General features: G+C 43.4%; 22 protein-coding genes and 1 pseudogene. 11 read left to right on the top strand and 12 right to left on the bottom strand.

Going from position 1 to position 23,421, the window contains the following annotated elements; all coding sequences use genetic code 11:
• The first annotated feature begins 33 nt into the window (after nt 1-33).
• A complete protein-coding gene (locus ACAY30_RS09565; protein WP_290251876.1) occupies nt 34-1,152 on the top strand; it encodes a DUF2066 domain-containing protein in 1,119 nt (372 codons plus the stop codon).
• A complete protein-coding gene (hda, locus tag ACAY30_RS09560; RefSeq protein WP_290251877.1) occupies nt 1,152-1,853 on the top strand; it encodes a DnaA regulatory inactivator Hda in 702 nt (233 codons plus the stop codon). Before ACAY30_RS09565 ends, hda begins: the two co-directional genes overlap by 1 nt.
• Before the next feature lie 167 nt (nt 1,854-2,020).
• Here hda and ACAY30_RS09555 read toward each other — a convergent pair whose 3' ends face one another.
• Together ACAY30_RS09555 and ACAY30_RS09550 are read right to left on the bottom strand one after the other, a co-directional pair.
• Nucleotides 2,021-2,635: a GDSL-type esterase/lipase family protein gene (locus ACAY30_RS09555; RefSeq protein WP_290251878.1), complete on the bottom strand. Its 615-nt coding sequence runs from the start codon at nt 2,633-2,635 to the stop codon at nt 2,021-2,023.
• Between the two features lie 143 nt (nt 2,636-2,778).
• The gene (locus ACAY30_RS09550) at nt 2,779-4,695 is read right to left on the bottom strand and encodes a hypothetical protein (RefSeq protein WP_290251879.1); all 1,917 of its coding nucleotides are present in this window, start codon (nt 4,693-4,695) and stop codon (nt 2,779-2,781) included.
• Nucleotides 4,696-5,162: 467 nt separating this feature from the next.
• Between ACAY30_RS09550 and dbpA the strand changes: the two genes are divergently transcribed.
• Nucleotides 5,163-6,566 carry an ATP-dependent RNA helicase DbpA gene (gene dbpA / locus ACAY30_RS09545; RefSeq protein ID WP_290251891.1) on the top strand — a complete coding sequence of 468 codons (1,404 nt, stop codon included), beginning with the start codon at nt 5,163-5,165 and terminating at the stop codon, nt 6,564-6,566.
• A 160-nt stretch (nt 6,567-6,726) separates the two neighbouring features.
• Here the strand turns inward: dbpA and ACAY30_RS09540 are convergent, their stop codons facing one another.
• The 4 genes from ACAY30_RS09540 to ACAY30_RS09525 form a co-directional block, all read right to left on the bottom strand.
• Nucleotides 6,727-7,167 carry a DUF2069 domain-containing protein gene (locus ACAY30_RS09540; protein WP_290251880.1) on the bottom strand — a complete coding sequence of 147 codons (441 nt, stop codon included), beginning with the start codon at nt 7,165-7,167 and terminating at the stop codon, nt 6,727-6,729.
• A 20-nt stretch (nt 7,168-7,187) separates the two neighbouring features.
• The gene (gene arsC / locus ACAY30_RS09535; protein WP_290251881.1) at nt 7,188-7,538 is read right to left on the bottom strand and encodes an arsenate reductase (glutaredoxin); all 351 of its coding nucleotides are present in this window, start codon (nt 7,536-7,538) and stop codon (nt 7,188-7,190) included.
• Between the two features lie 35 nt (nt 7,539-7,573).
• A complete protein-coding gene (locus ACAY30_RS09530) occupies nt 7,574-9,037 on the bottom strand; it encodes a M48 family metalloprotease (protein WP_290251882.1) in 1,464 nt (487 codons plus the stop codon).
• A 104-nt stretch (nt 9,038-9,141) separates the two neighbouring features.
• Nucleotides 9,142-9,276, bottom strand: coding sequence for a hypothetical protein (locus ACAY30_RS09525; protein ID WP_290251883.1), 135 nt, complete (start codon nt 9,274-9,276; stop codon nt 9,142-9,144).
• Between the two features lie 53 nt (nt 9,277-9,329).
• On the opposite strand from ACAY30_RS09525, the gene ACAY30_RS09520 reads away from it, so the two are divergent.
• Nucleotides 9,330-9,557, top strand: a complete 228-nt coding sequence (locus tag ACAY30_RS09520) for a sulfurtransferase TusA family protein (RefSeq protein WP_290251884.1) — start codon at nt 9,330-9,332, stop codon at nt 9,555-9,557.
• Between the two features lie 5 nt (nt 9,558-9,562).
• The gene (locus ACAY30_RS09515) at nt 9,563-10,639 is read left to right on the top strand and encodes an AI-2E family transporter (RefSeq protein ID WP_290251885.1); all 1,077 of its coding nucleotides are present in this window, start codon (nt 9,563-9,565) and stop codon (nt 10,637-10,639) included.
• Between the two features lie 69 nt (nt 10,640-10,708).
• On the opposite strand, the gene bcp is transcribed toward ACAY30_RS09515, so the two are convergent.
• Together bcp and ACAY30_RS09505 are read right to left on the bottom strand one after the other, a co-directional pair.
• Nucleotides 10,709-11,182 (bottom strand): thioredoxin-dependent thiol peroxidase, encoded by a 474-nt coding sequence (gene bcp, locus ACAY30_RS09510; protein ID WP_290251886.1) that lies wholly within the window; start codon nt 11,180-11,182, stop codon nt 10,709-10,711.
• Between the two features lie 8 nt (nt 11,183-11,190).
• Nucleotides 11,191-11,718: a glycine cleavage system protein R gene (locus tag ACAY30_RS09505; RefSeq protein WP_290251887.1), complete on the bottom strand. Its 528-nt coding sequence runs from the start codon at nt 11,716-11,718 to the stop codon at nt 11,191-11,193.
• Between the two features lie 341 nt (nt 11,719-12,059).
• Here ACAY30_RS09505 and bamC point away from each other — a divergent pair, with 341 nt between their 5' ends.
• A complete protein-coding gene (gene bamC, locus ACAY30_RS09500) occupies nt 12,060-13,139 on the top strand; it encodes an outer membrane protein assembly factor BamC (protein ID WP_290251888.1) in 1,080 nt (359 codons plus the stop codon).
• Between the two features lie 302 nt (nt 13,140-13,441).
• On the top strand, nt 13,442-13,912 hold the full coding sequence (locus ACAY30_RS09495; protein WP_290251889.1) for a GNAT family N-acetyltransferase: 471 nt from the start codon (nt 13,442-13,444) through the stop codon (nt 13,910-13,912).
• 25 nt (nt 13,913-13,937) lie between these two features.
• Here ACAY30_RS09495 and ACAY30_RS09490 read toward each other — a convergent pair.
• Nucleotides 13,938-14,907 (bottom strand): annotated as a pseudogene (locus ACAY30_RS09490) (integron integrase).
• 742 nt (nt 14,908-15,649) lie between these two features.
• Between ACAY30_RS09490 and ACAY30_RS09485 the strand changes: the two are divergent.
• Nucleotides 15,650-16,240, top strand: coding sequence for a hypothetical protein (locus ACAY30_RS09485; RefSeq protein WP_290251890.1), 591 nt, complete (start codon nt 15,650-15,652; stop codon nt 16,238-16,240).
• A gap of 372 nt (nt 16,241-16,612) precedes the next feature.
• On the opposite strand, the gene ACAY30_RS09480 is transcribed toward ACAY30_RS09485, so the two are convergent.
• On the bottom strand, nt 16,613-17,767 hold the full coding sequence (locus ACAY30_RS09480; protein WP_371189881.1) for an IS110 family transposase: 1,155 nt from the start codon (nt 17,765-17,767) through the stop codon (nt 16,613-16,615).
• A gap of 421 nt (nt 17,768-18,188) precedes the next feature.
• Here ACAY30_RS09480 and ACAY30_RS09475 point away from each other — a divergent pair, with 421 nt between their 5' ends.
• The 3 genes from ACAY30_RS09475 (at nt 18,189) to blaDIM (ending at nt 20,573) form a co-directional block, all read left to right on the top strand.
• The gene (locus ACAY30_RS09475) at nt 18,189-18,980 is read left to right on the top strand and encodes a hypothetical protein (protein ID WP_290251134.1); all 792 of its coding nucleotides are present in this window, start codon (nt 18,189-18,191) and stop codon (nt 18,978-18,980) included.
• A 129-nt stretch (nt 18,981-19,109) separates the two neighbouring features.
• Nucleotides 19,110-19,739: a hypothetical protein gene (locus tag ACAY30_RS09470; RefSeq protein ID WP_290251133.1), complete on the top strand. Its 630-nt coding sequence runs from the start codon at nt 19,110-19,112 to the stop codon at nt 19,737-19,739.
• Nucleotides 19,740-19,853: 114 nt separating this feature from the next.
• Nucleotides 19,854-20,573: a DIM/SIM/IMP family subclass B1 metallo-beta-lactamase gene (blaDIM, locus tag ACAY30_RS09465; RefSeq protein ID WP_290251132.1), complete on the top strand. Its 720-nt coding sequence runs from the start codon at nt 19,854-19,856 to the stop codon at nt 20,571-20,573.
• Nucleotides 20,574-20,627: 54 nt separating this feature from the next.
• Here the strand turns inward: blaDIM and ACAY30_RS09460 are convergent, their stop codons facing one another.
• Nucleotides 20,628-21,698, bottom strand: coding sequence for a hybrid sensor histidine kinase/response regulator (locus ACAY30_RS09460; RefSeq protein WP_290251131.1), 1,071 nt, complete (start codon nt 21,696-21,698; stop codon nt 20,628-20,630).
• A gap of 287 nt (nt 21,699-21,985) precedes the next feature.
• Entirely contained in the window at nt 21,986-23,281 is a 1,296-nt protein-coding gene (locus ACAY30_RS09455; RefSeq protein ID WP_290251130.1) for a citrate synthase, read from the bottom strand.
• Between the last annotated feature and the right edge of the window lie 140 nt (nt 23,282-23,421).

Below are 23,421 nucleotides of genomic sequence, written 5' to 3'. Positions count from 1 at the left end.
TAAATGGCTAATCTTTATGATAATATTCGCGTTATGAAATTAACAAATATACTTAAACCGTTAACTTGGGGTATCACCTTTGCCTCGTTTATGTCATCGTTTGCAAGCCAAGCGATTGAAATTGACGATCTTTATCAGGCTAAAGTGAATTATTCACAAGAGCAGGGCGGACGTGATAAAGCCTATCGACAAGCATTGGAACAGGTACTGGTGAAGCTAGCTGGGCGCGATTTTGTGCGCAACAATGACGAGCTCAAGCAGGCTCTCAGTAAACCCTCAAAATTTTTGAGTGAGTACCGCTTCAATAGCATCGGTGAACAACCTGTTTTGCAGGCCGAATTCGAGGTCGATAAAATTGACGGTTTATTGCGCCAGGTCAATGCCCCGGTGTGGGGAAAACACCGCCCGCTAATCGCGGTGTGGATGATTGATGAGCAGGGCTCAAGTCGCACAGTCATTGACGATTCAAATCAACAAGTTAAACAGCAGCTGCAGCATTGGTTTAATCAACGAGGCTTGGCAGTACGGTTTCCATTAATGGACTTAACCGATGCTATGATCACCTCAAACAGCGATATTTGGGGGCGGTTTAAAGACACCATAGTTAAAGCGTCACAACGTTATTCGGCCGATGCTGTGCTAGTGTTAAGGGTATCGGATTCGACCCTGGTTAATGCAGAAATTCAAAACACGCAATATTGTGCCCCACTTGATGACTGTAACAACACTGCGTTTGCGGGAGACTGGCAGTTGTGGAACGGCGATCTCAATTTGCGTGATGGCGATCAACAGAGCGATAAGGTCAGCTTACTAGAGAGCCTTGTGTTTGACGTTGCTCAAGCGTTACACGATCACTACTCTGTGGTATTAAATGACAATAGCTTAACCTATGTCGATATAGAAATTGTCAACGTGACATCGATGAAAGATTTTGTTTCGGTGAGTAACTTTTTTAGTCAATTAAGCTTAGTTAACGACGTAACACTAACTCATGCTCTAGGTAATAAACGCGTATTTCGGATTAGTACCTACGCCAATGTTGATGCAATCATGCAAGCATTGCGTCTCGAGCAAAACCTCATGGTTAACAACGACACTCTCTATTTTGACAAACAGGGCAATCAACCCGTCAGCTTTTACTGGAAAGGTTAATGACCAAAACAGAACAACTGCCATTGGCGGTTCACTTACCTGACGATGAAACCTTTGACAGTTTTTACTCACCGGATAACGGTGCCATTGTCAGTCAACTCAAGGCTTTTATCGAAACTGATGATATAAGCAATCACGGCTTCTATTTATTTGGCCAGCAAAGTGTGGGTAAGTCGCATTTGTTGCACGCCAGCTCTTCGTACGCGTCCAGGCTAGGCAAGTCGAGTTTGTGTATATCGCTCAGCGAAATCAGCCATTTATCGGTAGAAGTCTTAACCGGTCTTGAACAGGTCGACGTGATTTGCTTAGACGACTTACATCTAATAGCGGCTAATGAGGCTTGGCAGCAAGGCATTTTTGACCTGTACAACCGCGTTATCGAAAATAACAAGAAGATCATTTTAGCGGGTAATAATGCCGCTAATAGCTTGTCAATAACGCTTCCTGATTTAGTGTCTCGCATTGGTTGGGGTTACACCGAGCAAGTAAAGCCTTTGCCCGATGAGCAAAAAATCCAAGCAATTCAGCAGCGAGCGCGCAGTCGAGGGATAGACATGCAGGATGAGACGGTCAAGTTTTTGTTGAATCGCTTATCTCGTGATATGAAATCATTGCTCGAGAGTCTTGATCTGTTAGATAAGGCGTCTATTCGCGCTCAACGCAAAATAACCATACCCTTTATCAAAGAAGTCTTGTTTTAACTCAGCGGCGACCTATCGCAAGCCGTGACTGATCGCAACGGCGTTAGTTGACCGTGTAACAGCTCAATTAACGTCAGTTGCCCGCCGCCAACAAAAACATCCCGCGCACAGGAGAACAGCCAATCCTGTGTAAATTAAATACAGCTATGGATTTATGGTGTAACCTGCTAGATTGCGCCATGCTCTTGCAATAGTCGTTGTATCCGCATAGCTAAGCGTCGGTAGCCCAGTTGATTAAAGTGGACTGAATCTGATTTCATCGACTGATCGGTGAGTAGTTGACGTATAATGTCCCCGTCAAAAACCAAATCGTATTGCTCGGCTAATTCTTGATATAGTGGGGCTGAGTTTGAAAACAGCTTTTTTTCTGGGACGCCAATCAAAATAACTTCTACCTGACGTTGCTTGGCGATGTCGATCATCTCGGCGAGGTGATGTTTGGTCTGGGCCAAGTTATGACTGCGTAAAATGTCATTACCGCCTTGCAGCAAAATCATAAGTTCCACCTGGTGTTGCGATAATATTTGCGGCAGTCGACTCAATCCTTGCTCGGTTACTTCGCCCGATACACCGGCGTTGATGACGTCCAACCCTGTCAGCTGAGATAGCACGTTGGGGTAACTGTGCTGTTTAGAAACGCCATAGCCCGCGGTTAAACTGTCGCCAAACGCTAAAATTTTTGCATTGGATGAGAGTTTTGGTAACTGCGGACTATTTGTCGCGGTCAAAGACCACATTAAACCGAGCAATAGAAGAAGAGGGACGATGAGTTTGATTTTCATGGTTCGTTAAGTCCGAGTGATTATACGATTAGCAAGGTGTGATTAGCGACGGTAATATCTACTGTTGCGCCTTGTACCTCAATACACGAGTGGCCAAACCCACAATCGCGCATTGAGGCACCGATCAGCTAAAAACAGAGCAGTTACCTATTTGGCAAGGGTTTTAAGTGACCGTGTCGATTATTGCCTTGCTTGGGTTTTAGTTTCTTTATGTGGCCGTTCATGGCCGGTGCAATTTGTTGTGACTGAGATACGATACCAGGATCAAGTTGTAAATTATCCCACCAGTTTTTGCCAGGGATCATCGGCACCGCACTTGGCAAGCTATCGAGTTGATCGCTATTTACTTCCGCTAAAATCCTTGATGTTACATATTTCGCGCGATCAATGATTTGCTCTTCACTGACTCGACCGCGCTGTCCCCATGCAACAATATAGCTGTCTTGCTCGATCAGCTGGTCATCGCTATCAAACACCGCAACACTGGTGACTGCGGTATCGCGTTGCACGTTAAAGCGCAACGACATCATGGCTTCTTCAAATAAAATGGCTAAATCTTCGCGCTCTGTGGTGTAATTGTAAAAACCGTTGGCCTTATCTGGGCGATAAAACTCGACAACGTCATCAGGCAGATAACTGCGTTGCAAGGCGTTTGGCTCGCCGGTGACAAAGCGCACTTCGGCCAGACCTCGCATTTCGTCACTTTGTAGTGGATAGAGACGGGTTAAGTTCGTTGATATTTGGCTTTTGGCGACAGCCGCCTCTAACAATGAGGTGTCAGCGGAATACGCTGTCCACTCGTCACTTGGTAAGAAGTCGTTGGCGTGTGCTAGTTCGTGGTAGAGCAATTGCGACAATTCGTATTTTAAATCATTTAAACTGCGGTTTAACTGATCTTCAATCGGAAATAAAAAGGATACGTAGTCGTTGTTGCGCACATAGCGCCATGGGATGACAAATTGTAAATCGTCGCCAAAGTCACTGCGAAAGTCTGCGGCCTCATTGATGGTTTCCCGCTCGGCTGCGGTTAACCAGAGATTGTCGGGATCTAAGTAGATGGCACCCGTCGCTGCCCAGTAAAACGAAGGTCTGATGTCCGATGATAAGACGATAGCGGTGGTTGCGCGCAACAAATTTTTAAAATCATCATACTCGTCGTGAGCTTGTAAAAACTGGCGGAAATTTTCTGCCATCCAGTCGTGAGAAACGATAACGCGATCCATTATTTGTTCTATCGTTGGCGTATTGCCATTGGCATCTTGAGCCAGTAGCGGCAGATCGCCGAGTCGACATGAATCGGTAAGTTGGTTTGAGTAGGCGCAATTGACCAATACGTCTTTATAAGGCGAGTTTTGGTTGTATACGTACACGTTGGCAAGTTGTTTGTCATCAAAATAGGCGTCGCTTGGAATGCGAGGACGATCTTCGATTAAGATACGAACGCTATCCGAGTGAGTTTCGCCGTCAAAGGTTTGCCCATTCACTTGAATTTCAACGATGTTGTCTTCGCTCACCGATGGTGCACTAAACAGGGCTAACCGAGTGTCGGTGTTGTTACTGTCAAACACAACGCGCGGACCTGATAGCTGTTGCCAAACTAGTGTCTGTGGGTCGATATTGTCATCGACAAACGCACGCAATGAGACATTGCCGGTTTCCACAACCGCATGTCCCCTGGATAATCGTATTTTTGCATCGCTAGCGATGACCTCAAACTGGGCTTGCTCTGATAGCAATTGGCCATCAACTTGATAGCTTACATCAAAACTGTAACTGCCTGTCTGGGTCGCGTGAAATGATATGGCCTTGGTGTTGTCACTGAGTAAGGTAACGCTGGGGCCACCAGTTTGCTGCCATTGAATATCACTGACGGAGTCGTTAGGTAGATACAACAGCAAATCGGCATTCTGCCCCTGATTGTATGATGTGAACCCTGCAATACCATTGTCGTTAATTAAGTCTGGGTTAGTTTGACTACCGTCATTGTTGTCACCTGAGCCACCACAAGCAAACAAGGTGAACGCTGACGACAAAGTTAACAGGGCTACACGTTTTTTCATACTGAGTTCTCGCACCTTTAAGTAATTCATTGACATATATCGTTTTTAGTATGACAACCTAGATATGGTAGTCATCATACAAAGTATACTATTTAGTTACGAGGCGAAAGTAAAAACAGATTATCGCCGGCGTCATTGACCGCCACAAACTCTGATCACAAACAATACATCGGCTACTCGTCGCCGTTAGAGTACAGCGCTTGGCGAGCGAGATTGGAATACTAGATTGAAGCACTAGAAGCACTAGAAGTACTAGATTAGCGGAGTTAAGCGGCGCTACAGCAGTTTACCGTGTAGTTACAGTGTACCGTGTAGTTACTTAATATACGCATGTTCAAAGCATCGACGGCAGCGGGGGAGACTTTGACTAAACTCGCAAACCCCGATCTGTTATACTTACCCTTTACCTTAAAAAGTTGACTACTGTGTCTCATACCTCTTCGCGCGCAGGCGCTGAAAATCAAACAATCGCTACAGCAGAAAAATCAGGGCAAGCTGATTTTAGCTCGCTTAATCTCGAATCAGCCCTAGTGGAAAATTTGGCGTCATTGGGTTACCACACAATGACTCGCATTCAAGCGCAATCTTTACCGCTAATGCTAGAGGGCAAAGATGTCATCGGACAGGCGCAAACTGGGTCTGGTAAAACCTGTGCTTTTGCATTAGCCCTGTTACACAACTTGAATGTGCGTCGTTTTCGAGTACAAAGTTTAGTGCTGTGTCCGACTCGAGAACTCGCCGATCAAGTGGCCATAGAAATACGCAAGCTGGCGCGTAATATTCACAACATCAAAGTACTCACCTTGTGTGGCGGGCAACCAATGGGCCCCCAAATTGGCTCGCTAGAGCACGGCGCGCACATCGTGGTCGGAACTCCTGGTAGAGTAGAGGTGCACCTTAAAAAAGGTCGTTTATCACTCGATAATGTCAACACCTTAGTTCTTGACGAAGCGGATAGAATGCTGGAAATAGGCTTTGAGCAATCGTTAAATACCATTGTTGACTACTGCGCTAAGGTGCGCCAAAACTTGTTGTTTAGCGCTACCTTTCCGGAAAAAATAGAGCGCTTTGCCGCACATATCATGACTGGCGCACAAAGGGTAACGGTTGATGCCAATCGAGATCACGACAAAATCGACCAATATTTCTATCAAGTTGATAACGAGCAGCAACGCATCGATGCCAGCAAACGCTTGTTAATGCACTTTCAACCGCACTCGGCAGTGATATTTTGTAATACTAAGGCTCAGTGTCAAACACTGGCAGATAGGTTGCGTGACAGCGGCTTTGATAGCGCGGCGTTGCACGGCGACTTAGAGCAAAAAGATCGCGACAAAACACTGATCCAGTTTGCCAATAAAAGTTTAACGGTTCTGGTTGCCACCGACGTGGCCGCCAGAGGCATTGATGTTGACGATGTCGATTTAGTGATTAATTTTCACCTTGCTCACGACCCACAGGTGCACTTGCATCGCATTGGCAGAACCGGTCGAGCAGGTAAGCAAGGCGTAGCTTGCTCGTTGATCAGTCACAAAGAAGCGCATAAGGTCATTCGATTGGAAGACTACCAAGGTCAAGCAATAGATACTGTCGAACTGCCCAGCGAGTCGACCTTGCCCAACAAGCCCGTGCCAGCAACGATGGTCACCTTGCAAATTGACGGTGGTAAAAAAAGTAAATTGCGCCCCGGTGACATTTTAGGTGCGCTTACCGCCAACGCCAAAATTCGCGGTGAGCAGATAGGCAAAATAAAGGTACAAGCGACCATGGCCTTTGTCGCCGTTGATACCGCCATTGCCAATCTGGCATTGAAAACTATCAGTGAAGGGAAAATGAAAGGTCGAAACTTTCGGGTGCGCAAATTGCGATAAGTAAACGCTGAGCGTTTCCTGCAGCCAGTGAACGTCATCCCCGATCGGGCAACCTGACTCTTTTTATCGACAAGGTTTCGCTGAAACAAGCTGAAAAAAAGCGACGCGTTTTTTCAGCTTACATTTGATCTCGCGTCGCTTCTTCGTTTAATGAGTCGCTTTATTTGTCGCTATTTTCGTTTTTCTCAAATGCGTCTCGCTCGTCTTTTAAGTCTTCTTTGAGTTTGCGTATCTTTAGACCGAGCTCTTGTCCTCGATACTTTGAATAATACGCACCGGCAAAAAACATCAAGCTCGCCAAGGCCAGCTCAATTAACGCAAACCACGTTTCTTCAGGAGCAACCCAAAGTGTTGTTAGCGAGTGCAGAAAATAAATCAAGACGATGAAATTTGCCCATGCGAACGTGTACGGATTGCCTTGTAAAATGCCCTTTATCGGCAATAGCAACGGTACCACAAACATGACAAATGCCAAGGTTGGTGATAGTGCTTCGCTCGGTGAGAGGAGTAACAACCACAGCGGCATGTAGACAAGTAAGCCGAGATAGCCAAAGGTTGCCATTTTACGCAATGTTGATGTACTAAATCTTTGTTTTGACATGTTTTTAATTTGCTTGTCGATTAAAATAAGGTTTGCACATTTTCAGGTGGGCGACCGATAATCGCTTGCGTAGACTCGCCGTTCACAACAATCGGACGTTCCATCAGTTTGGGCGTATCGACCATCGCTTGTAACAATTCCTCGTCAGAGGCATTTTGCAAGCCTTGTTCTTTGTATTCAGCTTCTTTCACCCGCATCATTTGGCGTAGCTCAACGCCAAGCAGTTGTTGAAGCTGGGCTAGTTGCGCTTTGTTCAGCGGCGTTTTGAGGTATTCAACAATTGTGACGTCTTTACCCGCGTCGTTAATTAATTGTAATGTTTGACGGCTCTTTGAACAGCGCGGGTTGTGATAAATGGTTAATGCAGACATAGTTACTCTCTATTTTTTACTTCAAGCGCCATCATTTACAAACGCTTTAATTGGTTGTCTTGTTCTTGGAATTGTAAAATTTTCGCTTTTATTTTCTTTTGCATCAAGGAATTTTTTTCCGTGTTGTTATACGCGGTGTGCAATTGGTCGATGGCTTTACTGTATTGTCCCATTAGGGCCAGTACATCAGCGCGTTGTATGTGATGCGGAGCCAGTTTTTCTTGTGCTAGATAAACGTCGGCGAGTAAGTCGTTGGCGATAAAGTGCTGGCTATCAATCAGCAAAAAGTCTTGCAATAGGGTTTCAGCCTGCTTGAATTTCTTAGCGTGATACAACACGTTGGCGTAATTAAGTGTGACCACTGGGTTGTAAGGCATAATAAGCGCGAGTTGTTGCAACATCGACTCCGCGCTGTCAAACGCCTGTTGTTCAATGTACACATCGGCTAAGGCGTCAACGTAAAAGAGGTTTTTAGCATCTGATTTGCGTAACTCGAGTAACAAATCCAATGCCTTGTCGTATTTTTTTGCGGCAAAGTAGCTCAGGGCTAAACCGTATTGTGCCGCCTCTTTAATGTTGTACTTTGACAAGCGAATTTCATCTTCAAATATCGCAATATTTTGCTCTGGGTCACCTTTGTATCGCGATCTGAGTCGAGATTTTGCCAACTCAAACGGCAGCGACGGCGCGAGTAACTTGTTTGGGTAACGACTGGCTCGCAGGCGAGAATCGGTAATCCGCGACTCTGGCAACGGGTGCGTCATCAGCATTGCCGGTGGTTTTGAGGTGTAACGGTATTTACTGGCGAGCTTTCTAAAAAAGTTAGGCGCGCCATTGGCGTCAAAGCCACTGTTAACGAGAATGTCCATGCCAACTCTATCGGCTTCATTTTCATTATTACGGGTGTAATTAATACCCGCTTGCTGACTTGCCGCCATAGACGTCTGCAACACGGCCATACCGGCTTGAGGATTGACCAAGCTGACTAAGATACCCGAAATAATCGCGGCAGTGGTCAGCGGCACATTGCGGGTTTGCGCTTCTAAACGTCGAGCGAGGTGGCGTTGAGTTACGTGGGCAATTTCATGGGCCAAAACGGAGGCGAGTTCGCTTTCGTTGTCGGCGGCGGTTAATAAACCAGCATGAATACCGACATTGCCACCAAAAAACGCGAAGGCGTTGATTTCACTTTGATTGATCAGGAAAAAGTTAAACTTGTAGTGCACATCCTCGGCATTTTTTACTAACCGATTTCCCAGATCGTTAATGTATTCAACCAACACCGGATCGTGAATGATCGGTTGCGATGCCCGAATAGATTTCATCATCGCACTACCGTATTGCAGCTCTTTGTCAAGGGCGAGCGTGCTTATCGCCGATTTTCCAATTTCAGGCAAGGCATTGCGATTGTCGCTATTGGTCGAAGCCGTGGCGCTAAATAGCAGGCTAGTCGACATCAACGCCGCCAAGATGGGTTTTACCCTTACAACTGTGTTCATCTAACTCCAACTTTAGGGGACATCACATTTGATAATAAAACCATTAGATGGTCATTTGTTCGGTAAGTTGCATAAACTCGACATTCTAACTCGTGTCAAACTCGTTACGAGTTGTTGTCTTTGCTCAAGTTATATTGAATTAAATAGCGTCCATTAGCAAGGTCATTAGCAAGGTAAAGTACCGTGCGGTAACGATAACGGCGAAAGCTTATGCCCTTGAACGATATTTTTATTCCCATTACCCAGTGCTCTTGGTATCATTTTTTCATTGTGTTATTGCGCGTTAAACGCCATGCCAAAAATTGATGTTTACGACGGGCGTGCAGATAAATGCCCGCTACCACTGGTGAAAACCAAGGTGTTGTTAAAACAACTCACTTGTGACGGACAGCTTGTGGTGCACTTAAAAGATGCTGGCTCGCTTAGGGACATTCCTGCGTGGCTAGCAACGCAATGCGTGCGTGTTGAACAAATTACGCGCCAAGACAACAGCGTCACACTAACGATAACAAAAGAGTAATGCCGATGATTAATTATTTAAAAAGCTGGTATCAAAACAAGTTTTCTGACCCTCATGTGGTGAGTTTAACCTTGCTAATGACGCTGAGCTTTTTAATCCTCACCTTCTTTGGCAATTTGTTAATGCCGATCATTATTTCCTTGGTGTTAGCTTTTTTACTTGAACCCTCGGTACGCAATTTGGGGCGAACTGGCTTAAATCGCAACAAGTCGGTGATATTAGTGATGCTGATGTTTACCGGACTAAGCCTTGCTTTGCTGTTTGGGTTATTGCCATTACTGTGGCAACAAACCAGTAACTTGGTTGCCGAAGTACCGGATATGTTGGTTAAGGGCAATGCGTTTTTACTGACGCTACCTGAAAAATACCCCGATATTATCAAGGCCGAGCAAATCGATGCCATGATCGCTTCAATTCGCGGTGAGTTGATCTCTATGGGTCAAGCTATTTTACAAGCCTCGCTAAACTCGATTTCAAATGTTGTAGCACTAATTATCTACCTGATATTAGTACCTATTATGGTTTTTTTCTTTCTTAAAGATAAAGTCATGTTAGTTGACGGTGCGATTCGCTTTTTGCCAAAAGAAAGTCGATTAACATCGCAAGTGGGCAAGGAAATGCATCAGCAAATTCACAACTACATTCGCGGTAAGGTGGTTGAAATTGTGATCATCGGTGTTATGTCGATGCTGACGTTTTGGATCCTAGACTTGCGCTACGCTGTGTTGTTGGGGGCTTTAGTCGGTTTATCGGTATTGGTTCCTTATGTCGGCGCAACTGTGGTTACCGTGCCGGTTATGTTAGTGGCATTGTTTCAGTGGGGCATTTCGCCTGAGTTTTGGTATCTGATGTTGGCGTATGCGGTGATTCAGATTGTTGATGGTAACATTCTGGTGCCGTTGTTATTTTCTGAAGCGGTCAATTTACACCCTGTGGCGATAATTATCGCTGTGATTGTGTTTGGTGGATTGTGGGGTTTTTGGGGAGTGTTTTTCGCCATTCCATTAGCGACCCTAGTCAAGGCGGTAATTAATGCGTGGCCAAGCTCATCTGACGCTCAAGAGGCTCAACCTGACTCGTAATAGCCGTTATGGCTGCTAGGGTCTGAGTACTAACAGACCCTAGCGCAGTACTGATAATACTTGCGAGTGTTACCCTAATTGGTTGATAACATCTAAAACAACTTGGTGGTGATCTTTGGTTTTAAACTTATTAAATACGTGCTCAATGTTGCCATCTAAGCCAATGAGAAAGCTCAAGCGATGAATGCCGTCGTATTCGCGACCCATGAACTTTTTCAAACCCCAAACGCCGAATTGCTCGGCAACCTGATGGTCCTCATCGGATAACAAGGTGAAGTTTAATTCGTCGCGCACGCAAAACTTATCGAGTCTTTTCACTGGATCTGGACTAATACCAAATACTGCGGTATTCAGTGCTTCGAGTTGGTCCTTGCTGTCGCGCAACCCTTGCGCTTGAACGGTACAGCCGGGCGTCATCGCTTTGGGATAAAAATAAACTAACACCCGTTTCTTACCTAGGTAATCTTGTAGATTAACGCTATTACCGTGTTGATCTTGCAGTGAAAATAGCGGTGCTTTGTCACCGACTTGTAATGTATTCATGATGCTCCTTAAAAAATGTGTTTTTGCGGTGGGCTTATTTGCCCATAAACATTGAGTAAACGGCACAATTGTTGAAATTGATCAATCAGCACCTCTTTGTCGATGTGCTTTGGCAGGTTGATCAACATGTGAATAGCAACCTCGTTGGACTCTTCATCGGGCAAGGTTTTTAACGACGACAGGTCAATGCCTTTTTCGGCAAAAAACTGGGTTACTTTATGCAGTAGCCCCGGCGCGTTAGGGGCGCGAAAGGTGGCTTGCAAACACTGGTGAATACGATATTTATCGTTGGCTTGAGTGCGTTTGCAAACCGTTAATAGTTGTAGAGATTGAGCCAGCAGTGGCAAGCGCACTTCGAGCTGATTAATAGCGCTTTTTGAACCACTAACCAGCATGATTAACGAAAATTCCTCACCCCATATCGCCATTCGAGAGTCATCTATATTACAACCAAAGGTACTGACGAGTTGGGTGATTTCACTGACAATGCCAGTTCGATCACTGCCAATTGCGGTAAAGACCAGATATTCGGACATAGAAGCTACTCAAAATTACTTGCTGTAAATGCGGTTAATCGATTTATTTTACTGCTTTTTTACACAAATTTGTAGGTGGCAAGAGACGAATCTAATCGTCCCTATTTATTGAACTAAAATTTTCATCACATTTAAACTTGAGTGCTTGTGTTTAACAGACAGGGCAAGTAACATTAATGACCAATAAATATCGCCATAACTCCGATACAACAATGATAAATAGTGAGTTACAGGCAACTAACAAGCAGTTGCTCAGTCGAATAGCAACAAAACCTATTTGTTTACCCAGGTGGCTGACAGCGACCTCGAATGACAAATTGGCATTTCCCTCAGGAGTATTCATGGAACGCCGAATTTTTTATATTTCTCTACTAGGCTTAGCGCTGAGTGCGTGTTCAAGTGTTGAAACACGCAAGCAAGCCAAAGGGGACTTCGATTACGTCAACATCAAACCAAGTGCTGAGTTGAACGTACCTGAAAGTATGACACCACCGGCTCAGTCAAATCGCTATCAAATACCGCAACTACAACAAACTGATGGTGTGATAGGCGCTGCCCTTGATATTCGTGCGCCATCGCAAGTGTTACCGCTAGCCAGTGGTAGTCGCGTTGATGAATTCGATAAAAGTGCGGCAATTTGGTATGACAAGGTAGATGATAACCGCGATTTAAAAACCGTGGTGGTTAGCGCAATTAAAAATGTTGCCAAGGACGAGAACGTTGAATTTGTTGAACAATCTGATGACGGTAATCGCTTTGAGTCGGGCTGGTTCACAACCGAACAAGAAAGTGGTATTGGACCGTTCAAAGACGTTGAATCGATCGAGAAATGGCGCTTTGCATACTCGTTGGTCACCAAACCTCATGGTCGCAGTATCGGCTTAAATGTTGAACTCGTCGAGTACTTTAAGCAAGATCAACAAGGTACCAGCACTACGCTATCGGCGCTGGAGAAAAATCGCGTTGAAATGGAAATGTTAAATAGCGTTACCTCTGAGCTAGGTTATTTGTATCGATTAAACCGTCGCGACGATGCAATCGCCCGAGCCAACATGCAAATTGTCACACTTGCCGATACGGCAAACGGCGAGCCTGCATTATCGATTGATTTTAAACGCGATCAACTGTGGACGTATTTACCGGGTTTCTTTGAGCAGTATAACTTTACGGTAACTGATTTAGACGAATCAAATTTTATCTACGACGTGCAATACACCCAAGCTGACAACAGCGTGTGGCAGACAATGTGGGGTGATGACAAACCAGTGTTAACATTAGCTGATGGCGATTATCGCTTTAAGCTTGTTGAGCGAGACGGTAAAACCGACTTGCTGATCACCGACAAAGACAACAACAACGTGGGTGAACAAGTGTTAAAAGAAAACTTTGAATCACTCGAGCCGGGATTGTCGTTTCGCTAAATAAGTGACTGCGGCGCACAGCGCATAAACGCAGGCTAAAACAAAAAGCAAAACGCTCGATGGCGCAAACCATTCACCGATCACTAAGGTTAATGGCACACATCAACGTAAAGATCCCATACGTTCTGCATACTCAACGCAGGACCTATGGGATTTTTTATTGGATGATTGCTTGGCTCTTGTCGAAACCTTTACAGTCTACTTGTGGAGAAAATACGGCAAACCAGTGTTTCGCTAGATGCTAACTTGCACCGGTTAGCGTGTCGCACACATAACGACTTAACTTAAAAAGGGAGACGGTAATGCGCATTAGAAGATTTCAACAAGGTGATGAGTTGGCGTTAAGAGCCATATTTTTCAATACCATTCGACATGTGAACATTAAAGACTACTCAGAAGCACAGGTTCAAGCTTGGGCTCCCGCAAAGTACGACCCGCATCAATGGAACAAACGCATGAGTGAGATTAATCCATTTGTGGCCGTGTTAAACGATCAACTCGTCGGCTATGCCGATATTCAAGACAATGGATATATTGATCATTTTTTTTGTCATTGCAATTATCAGGGCAAAGGTATTGGCAAAGCGCTGATCAACGAAATATTCAAAACGGCGCAACACAACGGTATCCGGCGTGTATATTCTCATGTAAGCATTACCGCAAAACCGTTTTTTGAGCACTTTGGCTTCACCCAAGTTAAGCAACAAACAGTAAACATTCGCGGTCAAGTGCTGACTCAGTATGTCATGGAAAAACGTCTCGAAATTGGCTAACTCACTTTTGCGCTGCACAAACAAGCTAGAAAATTTTGCTCAAAGGGCTCAATACACCGTTCGCGCCTTGCTGTAAAACATGAGTGTAAATCTGAGTGGTTTTAACATCTGAATGACCTAACTGAGCTTGCACAGTTCTTATATCCGCCCCACTTTGTAACAGGTGTGTAGCAAAAGAATGGCGAAAGGTATGAGGCGTTATAAGCTTAGTAATATTAGTCTGCTTAAGCGCCTTTTTTACCGCTTTTCTAACACAAGTATGATGAAAGTGATGACGCCGTATCTCGCCTGTCTTTGGGTCACCACTTAATTTATAAGACGGGAATAAATATTGCCAAGCCAATGATTTGTTGGCCGATGGGTATTTGCGAGCTAATGCATTGGGCATCCAAACACCGGCATATTGCTCATTGTGTAAATCCAACTTTAGATACTCTTCCACCTGCATAATTTGATTCCTAAGTAATGGGATCAATTCACTAGCTAGTGTAACAATTCGATGCTATTGCCTTTTCCATTCCAGACTTGAATACATTTATAGTCAAAATCAATGTCCTTTGCCCTAAGTTGCACAGCTTCCATGACCCGCAAGCCACTACCGTACATTAACCCTGCAATTAGGTAGTATCGTTTGGATAAATGACTCATAAGTTGCTTTACTTCATCTGGTGTCATAACAACCGGTAATTTGAGCTGCTTTTTAGATCGGACAAAATCCAAATTTAACGAAAGTTCATTTTGATGATGTGTTTGTATAGAAAGACTAATGCATTCAATGCCGTTGCTTGAGTCCGAGGTGAGACATTACCTTTGAGTACTATATGATCCAGGTAAGTCGTCACTTCATTATTCCCCATTGACGCAGGATGACGTTTATCATGAAAATGAATATAAGAACTTATCCATTTTAAATAGGTTTCAACGGTTCTAAGCGAATAATGCCGACTTAACATGTAATCAGCAATAGAGTTCAAAAACGGTGAGCGTGTTTTCATAAACGCCTCTGTATTGGGGCTGTATATGTATACAGTTATAATGTGGTTTCCCCCATATTCAAGAAAATGCGCAAATTGCGCACTTTTATCTTTCTCAAAAAATTAGCAACAGATATTTTTAATAACGCTGGTAACTAGTTATCAACTTTGTTAAAACTAATCCATTGAGAAAAGTGCGCGATTGCAAATCAGAAATATGCGCGATTTGCGCACTATTAAATTGTTAGGTATACACGCTGGCTATGGAGAGTAAGTTGAAACGGTTTTTCATATTTATTATATGTTCATCCATACCTGCATTTTGTATTTATTTAATTAGTATCTACGGATTTGATAACTGCGATGTTCATTTAGGTTGTTTTAGCCTGTTCACTCTATTTTGTACCTATGTTTTAGTTTGGAATATTTTGGGCTACATTGGCTTTGCATTAACAAGAATATCATCAAACAAGGTAAATTTGCCTAATAAAAACTTGGTTCTTTTGGGGGTTCTTATTGGGCTTAGTCATTTTCTAGTTCAAATTAACGTAGGGTACTTTTTAATTATGCTTCCTTTGCCAATTTTTTTGTCATGGCTTGGTGGTTTATGGTTATATCGTTCACAAAAGAAATAGGTCAAAAGTATACCTAACAAGCTGTTTAAGTGCGGAACTGCTAAAGTTTGGCTCAGTTTCGCTTCGCTTCACATTTTAGCCAAACATTGATCAGCCCCTTAACAGGGCGTTAGCCAACCAGGAAAAGTATGAGCAGCTATTTATGTAAAAAATATGATGCAGACTCGGGTAGAGGCTCAGGTCAAGAGAAGGTCATATCTTGCTTGCTTACGTCCCCCGACGACATTTTAAATGGCGAAAACAATCCTGTGTTATCTGCTCTCACTAACGAAGGGCTTTCATCTGCCATTGGGACTTACTTTTATCGTTTTAAAAATGATAGTTCTCCTTTCATTAAAATTGGCGAGGTGACGAGAAAGGAAGGAATTGAAGTTAGGTTTAAACGTGGCTGGCATGGAACAAAAAGGTATTCAGATAGCTACCTTGGGAAGAAAATAAACGGATCCTACGAGGATAGCGATTTTTTAAATGAGATTCGTAAAATTTCGCTGGATAATCCAGCGTATTTTATTTTCTATCAGCATATTACATCTCAATCTCACCCCAAAATTGATGAGGTATATGCATATAGAATGCACAAGCGACTCTACAAATCAGGAACTCTAAGTCCTGAAAGAATGAATGGGAATCCGCTATTGGCTAGAAAGTTAATTTGGCACAAGTCTTCCTTTGCTGAGGTTTTCCGACGTGAATTTCCAGATGGTAGTAGTTATGGCTAACAAGGCGCTGCTGTCGGACAAATTTTCCGCTGCGCTCCAAATTTGCCGCAGAGCGCGGCGTTGGTATGACTCCCCACGTCAAGAAAAATCACACTGATCCCTAGCATTTATTTTCACGCCATTGCTTATTTACTTTCAAATAAATGAGTTAACACATTGAATGAAGCCAGTAATTTCGTCGGTTATCTTGCTGGTATTCGTGGATTATTAATCTGTTGATTAACAGAGCCTACCTTACTTGTTTCGTCGTGGCACCGTGCTTCAGTCTATGTTCGCGGTTCAAGGTTAATGACTTAACCCTGCCAGCCTAACGCCCTCGGGAGTTGTGCCACAGCCGATGCTTGATCCAATGTGCTATCTCAAATCTTTCTATCATGCCGGAACCCTAGAAATACGCAGTTCAGGTTTTACTGGCGCTACGGCGACTTCCCTAGATATTGCCCAAATATAAGCAATCAGCTCTCTGGCGATAGCCGTTACCACCACACTTCGGTGTTTGCCTCTTGCCATCAATCGTTGGTATCGACGGCATAAACGTAATTGAGCTTGCCAAGCGATATCATTAACTTCTTTACTGATGGATTCTTGCCGTTTTTTAAGCTCTGTCGATACGTTTGGTTTGTGTTTATAGGAATGCGCGCATTCCACCAATAAGCGCCTTGCGCGGATGTTTCCAGCTTTGGTAATGCTACCAAGTTTTCGCTTGTCGCTGCTGGTATGCTCTGATGGAACAAGACCTAAGTAGGCCATTAATTTTCGTGGATGATCAAAGCGGCGTAAGTCGCCAAGCTCAACAATGATCCCAGTGGCGGCAACAATGCGAATACCTCGCATAGCTTGAATGGCTTTTACTACAGGATAGAAGCGCCAGTTTTTGATTTGATTGTGCAATTCGTTATCTAGCCTCTGTAGTCGCTTTAAGCGTTCAGTAATGGTGCCAATGTATTCTGTTAGGACGATTTGCTGACTCGGGTGAGGCAGAACCAATTCGGTTAACCAACGTAAGTGTTGATTGCTCCAATTATCATTAACCTTGCATTGAATATGATTGCGCAGAAACAACGCCTTAAGTTGATATTTGGCATCTTTTAAATCGTTCATAGCGCGGTCTCTTGCGCGAGATAAGTCGCGGATAGCTTCATCATCTGGTTCAGGCACATAGATAGCGGTTAGCTCTTCATCTTTGAGTAATTTAGCTAATTTCAGTGCATCGCGTTTATCGGTTTTAATTCGCTCGCCAGGTTTTTTGGGAATGAGAGAAGGGGCTACCACATAACAACAGTGTCCAAGGCTTGTTAATAACCGATAAACCCAATAGCCACAGGGACCTGCTTCATAAACAAAATGAAGTGTTGCGCTTGGGTATTTTGATTGAAGTGTTCTAGCGAGTTTAATAAAGGATTGTTTGGTGCTTTTTATTTTGCCGTAATTAACAGCTTTCACACCACGCCCATCTTCAAGTAGTGCGACTTGAGAAAATTCTTTATGAGTATCTAACCCTATGAAAAGTATGTTATGTTTATTCATGCTAGCCTCCGCTTTAGTTATTTAACAAACTAATTATGGCTCTGGCTTTAAGCTAACCCACGATTGGAGGCTAGCACCTCGTGGGGAGTCATTATGTCTATACATAGAAGGCATAGTAGTGCACACTCGATATCTATTTTTCATCAGTTTATTTTTATCTGCATGTAGCTCCAACAACTTTGAGCAACACAGTTGTAATGTTGTAGAAGGAGCGGAAGGAAGTTCTGATGCTTTAACAGCCGTTATTTTGGGTGGTCTAAATGCAGTTACACAGGATCCTGAGTATGATTGCGTAAAGAAAGACAAAAATATATGTATTGATTCAGAAGGGAAAATTAAAAATAATTGCGTTATTAAAAAGTAGCTTAAATTATTTTACAGTGTATATATAACAAGCGCATTAAGCACATAAGGAAGTGAAGTGAAAACTCGTACATTAAGAGGATTTGGACTTTTTGGCATTCTACTATTTTTGCCATTATTCCTATTTACGTTCGCTGATCCGCAGTTAGTCGAGAAATCAGGAAAATCATTTATCGAATGGCGAGTGAAGCAAGAAGTCTTTGAAAAGATAGATTCCGTTAATATTCCTAAAAATACTTCTCTGGAAAAAGTACTCGGAGAAGGAGCCACAGCGCTTCATTCGGAAGCAAAGAAAGAGCTAGAATTTTACAAACAACAATTGAAAAACGATGCACCTGCTATTATCGCTAAGCGTATAGCTGAAGTGCGCAACTTAGATTGTGAGTGCAGGCAGAAATGGAAAGAAAGACTTACTAAGTCTCTACTTTCACGAATTGAATCTGTCGAGGAGGCAAAGAGTAAGCTAGCTCAATTTACTCAAACAAAATATATGGAAATTGTGCACAAGCTTACACTTGATGTAAGAATTTTCCTTGGTACAAATTCTCTGGTTTTTATTGTCTTTTTCATGGCTTCGTTCTTTAAGCCAAGAGCAGTAAACCACTTATTTTTGCCAAGTACATTGCTATTCATTTCTACCGTAATCTGCTCCTATTTTTACTTATTTGAGCAGAATTGGTTCTATACAGTCCTGTATAGTAATTACACAGGTTTAGGCTTCGTTGTTTATTTAATGGTTGTTTTCGCAATACTCTGCGATATCGTTTTTAATAAAGCTAGAGTCACTACAAAAATAATTAATGGGTTATTATCAGCAGTTGGGCATGCTGGGGCGCTAGTTCCGTGCTAAATGCGCTTAACAAGCTGTTTAATAATGGACGCCTTACAGCTTGGCTGGCTCTCATTTTTTGGCTAATTTTAGCCAAGCAGTTATGCGTTCTTGAGCAAGGCGTTATGTTTACAATCAAGTAGAGTTTATATGAAGAAATTATTTAGCCTAATTTTAATGTCTCTAGTTTTAACCGGGTGTGCTTCAACTAAAACTATTAAGAGTGATTATGCGCTTAACCAAAAGTCTGGTAATGGTGTATTAATTTCTTCGGTTAGTTATAAAGGAAGCTATGCTGGCTATTCATTTTTTTATCATGGATTAAATAATGATGTTCGCGGGCAAATTCAATTTGGTGAAGGGGTTGCTTTACTCCCAATTCCTCCTAAAGGTGACTTCTCTCATTTAAACCGTAAAGGAGAGGTTTTTGCAGTTGAATTACCAGCCGGGAATTACAAAGTATGGCGGTGGGGAGTCCATAGTGGTTATGCACATATAAAGCCTGTAAATCCTATCTCAATTGAGTTTCAAATAGAGTCAGGCAAAGCAACATATTTAGGTAACTTTGACTTTATTGAAACTGATAGTTTGGGGCTTACTGTTACAGGGGTACAGGTCAACTATAGTGACCAGTCTGAAATTGATCTCGATATATTTTCTAAAAAACATCCAAATATTGATACATCAAGCATAGTTAAAGGTGTTGATGACGATGCAAAATATCAAGGGATTGGAGGTAGCGATCAAACAAACTGGAATATACCAGTGGTGATCATGTAAACACAACAAGTCATTAAAGCAAGTAAATTTACAGTTGGCTGTTTTCTACTGCGTTGAACATTATGGCTAACTAAAAATTACCTCTTAATGAGGTGTTAGAAGTCAGGGCAGCCAATGAAATTTATATTAACATTTATCGTCACCATTATGGCATTACCAGCTATGGCGCAAAAAGATACGTCGTTGAAAATTAGTGAGATAGCTGAGGGGGTATATCTTCATACTTCCTTCAAAAACATCGAAGGCTATGGGCTAGTTGATTCGAATGGGTTAATCGTTGTAGATGCCAATCAAGCTTATATTATTGATACGCCTTGGTCAGAAGATGACACAGAAACTCTGCTGACTTGGATTGCGGATAATGGTTATCAGGCTAAGGCCAGCATTTCTACTCACTCACACGCGGACCGCACTGCTGGGATCAAGCTACTGAATTCACGGTTGATTCAAACTTACACATCTGAATTAACTAAGGAGCTTCTTGTTCAGGGCGGAAAACCCATTCCAACTCATACTTTTAACGGTAGTGAGTTTTCATTAGGAAATGGTCTTGTTGAACTTTACTATCCGGGCGCGGGCCATACCGAGGACAACATCATCGCATGGCTACCTAAAAGCAAAATACTTTTTGGTGGCTGCATAGTGAGAAGCCATGAATGGGAAAGCTTGGGTTACGTGGGTGATGCCTCAATTATTTCTTGGGCTGATTCAATTGAAAACATTAAAGCGAAAAATTACGACATTAACATGGTGGTTCCGGGGCACGGCACGGTTGGTCAGGCTGATATCTTAGATCATACGATAGACCTCGCCAAATCAGCTGTAACAAATTAATGTAAAGCGTTGGCTGATTAAGGCGTAACACGACGTCTGCTTTGTAAATGTCGCTTATTTGTAGGCGGGTAACTGTACCCTAAACTCGGTGAAGGTTTCATCGATGATACGAAATTCAATACGCCCATTTTGCGCCTCGGTCATCAGTTTAGCCGAATACGCACCGAGCCCGGATCCTCGTTGATGATTCGATGAGGCGTACTTATCAAATAGGGTGGGGCGCAATTGAGTGGGGATAACGCCTGTGTTTTTTATCCGAAACTCAACCCACTCATCTTGCTCTATGATGTCGATCTGGATTGAATGGTGATCAGGCGAAGCCTCGACCGCATTTTTGATCAAATTATTAAAAATGGATAAACACAGCAACTCTTCTGCATCGATATATGTGGGCTTGCGGTCGGTGTTTACGTCGAATGAAATCGCCTTTTTATTCGCCAAGCGCGACACCGATTTAATCGCCTTGTCCACTAATCTTGTCAAATCCACCATATCGGGGGAAAACGGGTAACGACCTTGCTCAATTTTAAATACATCGAGGGTGTTATTGAGCATGTTAATCACGTTGTTCACCGACTCTTCAATGGACTCTGCTATGGCCCGGTCTTCGAGCTTTGCCGTTTCGAATAACACCACGCCAAGCGGCCCTTTTAAGTCGTGCTTGGTTAGGTTTTCAATATCCTCTCGAAGACGTATATTTTCGTTCAGTGTCTCAACTTGATTTTCAAGTGCCAGTTGGCTTTGTCGCAAGGTGATATGGGTTTTTACCCGCGCTTGCAATACGTCGGGTTGTAATGGTTTGGTAATGTAATCAACAGCACCTAAATGAAAACCTCGGGTGATGTCTGCAATGTCAGCGCGAGCAGTGAGGAAGATAATTGGTATAGCTTGGGTTTGAGCATCGGCTTTGAGCTGTTCACACACTTGGTAGCCGTCCATATCTGGCATCATAATATCAAGTAAAATGAGACTGATGTGCGGGTTTGACTGGGCAATTTTTATCGCCACTTTACCGTGTGTAGCCGCTTTGACGTGATACTTATCTTTTAGTAGAGCAGCGGCTAAGTCGATATTAGCCGGCTCGTCATCGACAACGAGTATGGTCGGTTTATCTGCATCAGTCACGCGTTTAAAAACCTTGTCTATATCGGCAAAATAACTCTCTTAAATTTAAGGTAAAATTGCGATAATGCAAGTGCAGCAACGCGTTTGAACAAATCACTGCTGCCACGCATTTTTGCTAACAGCTAAAGCAAAACGCAATCGCTTGCTTGGCTATGGCAGGGGTATTTGAGTGAGTATTAACTGGACAAATAGAGCAACCAATCGTTACTTACGCCAATAAAGTGACCTGCAATAAAAAAGCCAGCATACGCTGGCTTTTAACGAGTGAAGACGAATACGCTTCGGTATTAATCTTTGTCGTGATGCTTTAACGGCGTGAACTCTTTGTTCAACTCACCGGTGTAGTTTTGACGAGGACGACCGATTTTTTGTCCTGGCTGACTTAACATCTCATCCCAGTGTGCACACCAACCAACGGTGCGAGATAGGGCAAAGATAACGGTAAACATATTGGTCGGAATACCGATGGCTTTAAGAATAATACCTGAGTAGAAGTCTACGTTAGGGTAAAGTTTCTTCTCGATGAAGTACGGGTCTTCAAGCGCCACTTTTTCAAGTGCCATAGCCACATCTAGTAGTGGATCTTTGATGCCTAGCTCGTTGAGAACTTCATGACAGGTTTCACGCATAACCGTTGCGCGCGGGTCGAAGTTCTTGTAAACGCGGTGGCCAAAGCCCATTAGACGGAACGGGTCGTTTTTGTCTTTAGCGCGAGCAACGAATTCGTCAACGCGGCTTACGTCGCCAATCTCTTCTAACATGTTTAAACACGCTTCGTTGGCACCACCGTGTGCAGGCCCCCATAACGACGCAACACCAGCAGCGATACACGCGTATGGGTTAGCACCAGATGAACCCGCTAAACGAACGGTTGACGTTGATGCATTTTGCTCGTGGTCAGCGTGAAGAATAAAGATGCGATCCATTGCCTTAGCAAGGATAGGGTTCACTTTGTATTCTTCAGCAGGTACAGAAAACATCATGTGTAAGAAGTTTTCAGAGTACGAAAGGTCGTTGCGCGGGTATACGAACGGTTGACCTAAGCTGTATTTGTACGCCATAGCGGCAATGGTCGGCATTTTCGCGATTAAACGATGTGCACAACGCTTGCGTTGAGCTGGGTCATTGATATCTAGGTCTGAGTGATAAAATGACGATAATGCGCCAACGACACCACATACCATCGCCATTGGGTGCGCGTTGTGTAGGAATCCACGGAAAAAGTTAACTAACTTTTCGTGTACCATGGTGTGGTTGGTGATAACGTTAACAAACTCGTCGTATTGCTCTTGCGTCGGCGCCTGACCGTTCAACAAAATGTAACACGTTTCTAAGTAGTCAGCGTTTTTTGCCAAATCATCAATAGCGTAACCGCGGTGTTGTAATACACCTTTGGCGCCGTCGATGAAGGTGATCTCTGATTCACAAGACGCTGTTGCTAGGAAGCCAGGGTCGTAGGTAAAATAGCCAGCGCTACCTAGTGTACGAATGTCGATAACATCGTTTCCTGCAGTACCTGATAGGATGGGTAGTTCAGCAACCTCTTTGCCATTAATGCTCAGAGTGGCTTTATTCTCAGCCATAGTTCTTCCTCTATATTCTTTCAATTTCTGTATGTCTTAAATGCCGACTATCACATTTGATAACGCTTATTACGGGGTGTAACGGCGCTTAAATAACTATGCAAAAAAGCATGTTTTATTTGTATACAACAGCGCTTTGT

It is taken from the genome of Thalassotalea ponticola, from assembly GCF_041379045.1.
Lineage (GTDB): Bacteria > Pseudomonadota > Gammaproteobacteria > Enterobacterales > Alteromonadaceae > Thalassotalea_A > Thalassotalea_A ponticola.
Note: the sequence above shows the minus strand (reverse complement) of the source record. Positions and strands in the feature narration are given on the sequence as shown.

What these genes read in the sequence shown, in the direction of transcription:
- bamC (WP_290251888.1), top strand. Translation starts at nt 12,060, where the DNA reads ATGGAACGCCGAATTTTTTATATTTCTCTACTAGGCTTAGCGCTGAGT.
- ACAY30_RS09530 (WP_290251882.1), bottom strand. Translation starts at nt 9,037, where the DNA reads ATGAACACAGTTGTAAGGGTAAAACCCATCTTGGCGGCGTTGATGTCG.
- ACAY30_RS09520 (WP_290251884.1), top strand. Translation starts at nt 9,330, where the DNA reads ATGCCAAAAATTGATGTTTACGACGGGCGTGCAGATAAATGCCCGCTA.
- ACAY30_RS09495 (WP_290251889.1), top strand. Translation starts at nt 13,442, where the DNA reads ATGCGCATTAGAAGATTTCAACAAGGTGATGAGTTGGCGTTAAGAGCC.
- bcp (WP_290251886.1), bottom strand. Translation starts at nt 11,182, where the DNA reads ATGAATACATTACAAGTCGGTGACAAAGCACCGCTATTTTCACTGCAA.
- ACAY30_RS09515 (WP_290251885.1), top strand. Translation starts at nt 9,563, where the DNA reads ATGATTAATTATTTAAAAAGCTGGTATCAAAACAAGTTTTCTGACCCT.
- hda (WP_290251877.1), top strand. Translation starts at nt 1,152, where the DNA reads ATGACCAAAACAGAACAACTGCCATTGGCGGTTCACTTACCTGACGAT.
- arsC (WP_290251881.1), bottom strand. Translation starts at nt 7,538, where the DNA reads ATGTCTGCATTAACCATTTATCACAACCCGCGCTGTTCAAAGAGCCGT.
- ACAY30_RS09565 (WP_290251876.1), top strand. Translation starts at nt 34, where the DNA reads ATGAAATTAACAAATATACTTAAACCGTTAACTTGGGGTATCACCTTT.
- ACAY30_RS09550 (WP_290251879.1), bottom strand. Translation starts at nt 4,695, where the DNA reads ATGAAAAAACGTGTAGCCCTGTTAACTTTGTCGTCAGCGTTCACCTTG.
- ACAY30_RS09455 (WP_290251130.1), bottom strand. Translation starts at nt 23,281, where the DNA reads ATGGCTGAGAATAAAGCCACTCTGAGCATTAATGGCAAAGAGGTTGCT.
- blaDIM (WP_290251132.1), top strand. Translation starts at nt 19,854, where the DNA reads ATGAAATTTATATTAACATTTATCGTCACCATTATGGCATTACCAGCT.
- ACAY30_RS09525 (WP_290251883.1), bottom strand. Translation starts at nt 9,276, where the DNA reads ATGGGAATAAAAATATCGTTCAAGGGCATAAGCTTTCGCCGTTATCGT.
- ACAY30_RS09555 (WP_290251878.1), bottom strand. Translation starts at nt 2,635, where the DNA reads ATGAAAATCAAACTCATCGTCCCTCTTCTTCTATTGCTCGGTTTAATG.
- ACAY30_RS09480 (WP_371189881.1), bottom strand. Translation starts at nt 17,767, where the DNA reads ATGAATAAACATAACATACTTTTCATAGGGTTAGATACTCATAAAGAA.
- ACAY30_RS09505 (WP_290251887.1), bottom strand. Translation starts at nt 11,718, where the DNA reads ATGTCCGAATATCTGGTCTTTACCGCAATTGGCAGTGATCGAACTGGC.
- ACAY30_RS09485 (WP_290251890.1), top strand. Translation starts at nt 15,650, where the DNA reads ATGAGCAGCTATTTATGTAAAAAATATGATGCAGACTCGGGTAGAGGC.
- ACAY30_RS09540 (WP_290251880.1), bottom strand. Translation starts at nt 7,167, where the DNA reads ATGTCAAAACAAAGATTTAGTACATCAACATTGCGTAAAATGGCAACC.
- ACAY30_RS09470 (WP_290251133.1), top strand. Translation starts at nt 19,110, where the DNA reads ATGAAGAAATTATTTAGCCTAATTTTAATGTCTCTAGTTTTAACCGGG.